Origin of the sequence: Brooklawnia sp. (assembly GCF_049651565.1) — a bacterium.
Classification (GTDB): Bacteria; Actinomycetota; Actinomycetes; order Propionibacteriales; family Propionibacteriaceae; genus Brooklawnia.
On record NZ_JBASCI010000152.1, the window covers coordinates 1 to 4,343 of the forward strand.

Consider the following 4,343-nt stretch of genomic DNA (forward strand, 5'->3'; position numbering starts at 1 on the left):
GGTCGGCACCGACCAGCACCACCGGCGCGCTGGACCAGTTGCGGCGCAGGGTCTCGGTGTCGCGGGCGACCACCAGGTCAACCTGGGCGGCGGCAGCGGCGGCGAGGACGGTCTGGACGAGGGCGTCGTCCCGGGAGACGAGCATGGATGTGGACATGACCGGAAGATCGCCCGTCCGCACCCGGGTCGGTCAAACTCGTCCGATCCTGTGGAGAACTGGCGGGTTCCGCCTGCGGGGGCAGTTCCCTGCCGCGCACGGCAGCCCGCTGGGCCAGCCGCGCCCCCGACGGTACCCGGCGGGCCCACCCCGCCGCGCACGGCAGCCCAGCCCTGCCTTTACGATGCAGGCAAACCCTGACCGGGCCGACACCACCGGGGGAGGTCGACATGCCGGACCTGCTGAGCGCGCCGACGCGGTTCCACTCCGCGTACATCTTCGACATGGACGGCACCATCTACCTCGGCGATCACCTGCTGCCCGGGGCGGCCCGGCTGGTCACCGAACTGCGTGACCGCCGGATCCCGGTGCGCTTCCTGTCCAACAACCCGACCCGGGACCCGCAGATGTACGCCGACATGCTCGCCGACCTCGGCCAGCCCACCCCGGTGGCGGACATCGCGAACACCGTTGTCACCACCACCCGGTGGCTGCTGGCCAACCACCCCGACGCGGTGCTGTTCGTGGTCGGCGAGGAACCACTGCAGCGGGCGCTGCGGGACGCCGGCTTCGAGCTCAGCGACGACCCGGCCCGGATCGACATCGTGGTGGCCTCCTACGACCGCACCTTCGAGTACCGCAAGCTGCAGATCGCCTTCGACGCGATCTGGTACCACAAGCGGGCATTCCTGGTGCAGACCAACCCCGACCGGTTCTGCCCGTTCCCCGGCGGCCGGGGTGAGCCGGACTGCGCGGCCATCACCGCCGCCATCGAGGCCTGCACCCAGACCACCTGCCGGGCCAGCTTCGGCAAACCCGACCCGATGATGGCCAGGCTGGCGATCGAGGGCCTGGACGTGAGCCCCGAAGAGGTCGTGATGGTCGGCGATCGGCTGCAGACCGACATGACGATGGCCCGCGGGAGCGGGATGGGGACGGCGCTGGTGCTCACCGGCGAGGCCACCGCCGCCGACGTCCGCGCGCTGCCCCACGACGAGAAACCCGACTACGTGCTGGACCGGGTGGACCGGATGATTCCCCAAGCGGTGTGGGATGAGCTCGGCTGGCGCGCCGACGATGCCTGAACCACCCCTGGCGGGTGCGGGGCTGGGCGCGTCCTCTGATCGGCGCACTAGGGTTCAGGTAGCAAGCCAGGGAAAGAGAGCCAGATGAACGTCCGGATGATCGTCACCGACCTCGACGGAACCCTGTTCCAGCCGGACAAGTCGATAACCGATCGGGCAGTGCGGGCCCTCGAGGCCGCCAGTGACGCCGGGATAGTGGTGATGGCAGCCACCGGGCGCTCCATCGTCGACGTGAACGGGTTGCTGCCGGATGTGCTGGGCGAGTTGGCGGTCTGCTCGAACGGCGCGGTGGTCTACGCCGCCAGGGACGACAGCGTGGTGCTGTCGCGCCCGATCGATCCGGCGGTGATCGGGGCGTTCATCGACGAACTACAGCCGGTCGCCCCGCACACCCGGTTCGCCACCCTGGTCAACCACGGCTACGACCTGCTCCCCGGTCCCGGCTACCTCGACCTGATGGCGGACGGCAACCATGGAAGAACCAGGCAGTCCCTCACCGAGGTCGGGTTGACCCACCTGGCGTCGCAGCCGGCGGTGAAGTTGATCGCCCGCAGCGACGAGGTCAGGCTGGACGAACTGTTCGAGCTGTGTGAACAGGCCGCCCATGTCGGGGTGCTGCCGACCACCTCAGGTGTGCCGTTCATCGAGATCTCGGCGGCCGGGGTGAGCAAGGCCACCACCATCGAGATGCTGGCCGCCGAGCGCGGCATCAGCCGCGAACAGGTGGTCGTGCTGGGTGATTCGGCCAATGACGTCGAGATGATCAGGTGGGCCGGCCACGGGGTCGCGATGGCGAACGCGGTGCCCGCCGTCCGCGAGGTGGCTGACGAGGTGGCGCCCGCGAATACCGACGACGGTGTGGCGGTGGTCATCGAGCGCCTGCTGGGGATGTGAGCCGGCACCACTAGAGTTGCCCCATGCCCAGATCGACGCGTCCTTCGTTGCCGCCCGCCGCATTGACGTGGCTGGTCGGCGACGAGCCGGTACGCGTGATCGCCCTCGGCTGCTCGCCGGGCATGATCAACCGGCTGGTCGGGATGGGGCACGGGGTGGTGGTGATCGACTCCGACCACGCCAGGGCGGCCGCGATCGCGGCAAGGTTCGCCGGTGACGAGCGAGTGCTGACCGCGGTCGGCCGCGCGGACGAGCTGCCGGTGCAGCCCTGCATCGCCCACGTCGTGCTGTTGCAGGGACGCTTCCGGTCGCCGCTGACCGGCCCGCCGGTCAACCAGCATGCTGCGCACAGCCAGATCAGCCGGTCGCTGCAGTCGGGCGGGTGGGTGGCCGGCTGGCAGGTGGTCCGCGATGACACCGTGCCGTGGGTTCGGCGACTGATCAACCTGATGCGCAGCGTGGACTCGTCGGCGATGTCGGGGGCCGTCGAGAACGACTTCGCCGACCTGCTGGCCAGCAAGTACTTCCCCCGGATCGAACGCCGTAACTTCCGGCTGTGGGTGCCGATCACCCGCTCGGGCATGATCGAGATGGTGACCAGCCAGCGCGGGGTGAGCAGGCTGGCCGAGCGTGACCGCCGGCAGCTGGTGGGTGAGGCCAGCGAGATCTTCGACTCGGCGGCCCGGATCTCGGAGCTGCGGCTGCCCTATCAGATGCAGTGCTGGCGGGCGCACGTCGACCACCACGAGTTGACCCAACCGATCAGCTTCGGGGATGGCTCGCTGGTCATCCCGATCTAGCCCGTCGGGACACCGCGTCGCCCACTGGGTGCATCTGGTCGCCTGGACCAGCACTTTCTGCACCCAATCCGGGGCGGGTGCGGTCTAGCGGACCAGATCCTCGACCTGCGCCGGTGCCGGCGGCGGGTCGACCGGCGAGGGCTCGGGCGCCCGCGTCCTGCGGAGGACGACGGGCCGGGTACCGGTGCGGGCCTCGCCCAGTTTCACCAGCACCACGCCGCCGAGCACCAGCATGCCGCCTACCCACTGCCACACGGTCAGGATCTGGCCGACCAGCAGGGCTGCCAGCACGATGGCGAACAGCACCTCGACCAGGCCGACGAAGGACGCCAGCCGGGTGCCCAGCAGCCGCGCCCCGGCGATGCCCAGCAGGTACGCGGCCGCGGTGGCGACCACGCCCAGCACCACCAGCGGAACCCACCAGGGCACGTCCAGCCCCGCATAGGTCACCGGGGCGGTCGAGGTCTGGAACGGCAGGAGCCCGAGCAGGGCCACCACCACCAGCAGCACGGACGCCACCAGGGTGCCGCCCGCAGCCATCACCACCGGCGGCAGGTCGGGCCGGTTGTCGGAGGAGAAGATGAAGTAGGAGGCGTTGCCCACCAGGGCGACGGTCGACCACAGGATGCCCCGGTAGTCGAAGGACAACCCGGCTGCGCCCACCTGCAGCACCAGCATCAGGCCGCCCATCGCCAGGATCGCGCCGAGCACGGTCTGGCCGGCCGGCCGTTCACCACGGCGGGCCCACAGCCAGAAGACGATGGCGACCGGCGCCAGGTACTGGAAGAGCAGCGCCTGGGCGACCTGCATGTACTGGACGGCGCTGAAGTGCGCGAGCTGGGTGAGCGCCATCGAGATCACGCCGTAGCCGAGGATGACCCGCCAGTTGCGGCGCACCACGTCCCATCGGCCGCGCAACGCCACCAGCGCGAAGACCAGGGTGACAGCGCACCCGATGGCAACCCGCGGGATGACCACGCCCAACGGTGACCAGCCGGCTGCCAGCAGCCCGGCCGCGAGCGTGCCGGACGTCGCGAACGAGAAGGCCGACAGGAGCGCGAGCGTCAGGCCCGCGCCAAACCGGGAGGAGGGATCGGGGCGCATGGAGGCAATCATATGGGGTACCCCTTGAGGGTCCTATTTGATCGGGGGCCGCCAGCGCCACACGCCGACCGGTTTGCCCCCGGACGAGCACTTTCCCGCGATCGGCACGGATAATGCCCGGTTCCAGGGCCAAACGCGTACATCCTTCGGCGTCCGGGACGCAAAGTGCCCAGCGACCCGTGCAGCCCCGCCCGGGCCACTACCAGGACGCCCCGGGACTTGATCCCCGGGACCCCACCCGCGGGCCGTCCGCCCGCCCCCGGGCGAGCACTTTCCCGCGGCCGCCACGCATAATGCCCGGTC

The 4,343-nt window shown here is 70.3% G+C and carries 4 protein-coding genes; 3 read left to right on the plus strand and 1 reads right to left on the minus strand.

The annotated features are described in order from the left end of the window. Nucleotides 1–387 precede the first annotated feature (387 nt). The 3 genes from WBL05_RS07135 (at nt 388) to WBL05_RS07145 (ending at nt 2,936) form a co-directional block, all read left to right on the plus strand. Nucleotides 388–1,242, plus strand: a complete 855-nt coding sequence (locus tag WBL05_RS07135; protein ID WP_424224772.1) for an HAD-IIA family hydrolase — start codon at nt 388–390, stop codon at nt 1,240–1,242. Nucleotides 1,243–1,326: 84 nt separating this feature from the next. Further along, on the plus strand, nt 1,327–2,136 hold the full coding sequence (locus WBL05_RS07140) for an HAD family hydrolase (protein ID WP_424224773.1): 810 nt from the start codon (nt 1,327–1,329) through the stop codon (nt 2,134–2,136). Between the two features lie 23 nt (nt 2,137–2,159). Next, entirely contained in the window at nt 2,160–2,936 is a 777-nt protein-coding gene (locus WBL05_RS07145) for a methyltransferase (protein WP_424224775.1), read from the plus strand. A gap of 84 nt (nt 2,937–3,020) precedes the next feature. On the opposite strand, the gene WBL05_RS07150 is transcribed toward WBL05_RS07145, so the two are convergent. Then, nucleotides 3,021–4,040: an EamA family transporter gene (locus WBL05_RS07150; RefSeq protein ID WP_424224776.1), complete on the minus strand. Its 1,020-nt coding sequence runs from the start codon at nt 4,038–4,040 to the stop codon at nt 3,021–3,023. Nucleotides 4,041–4,343 lie beyond the last annotated feature (303 nt).

Excerpts from the sequence above, each read along its gene's own strand:
- WBL05_RS07135 (WP_424224772.1), top strand. The coding sequence starts at position 388 with ATGCCGGACCTGCTGAGCGCGCCGACGCGGTTCCACTCCGCGTACATC.
- WBL05_RS07140 (WP_424224773.1), top strand. The coding sequence starts at position 1,327 with ATGAACGTCCGGATGATCGTCACCGACCTCGACGGAACCCTGTTCCAG.
- WBL05_RS07145 (WP_424224775.1), top strand. The coding sequence starts at position 2,160 with ATGCCCAGATCGACGCGTCCTTCGTTGCCGCCCGCCGCATTGACGTGG.
- WBL05_RS07150 (WP_424224776.1), bottom strand. The coding sequence starts at position 4,040 with ATGCGCCCCGATCCCTCCTCCCGGTTTGGCGCGGGCCTGACGCTCGCG.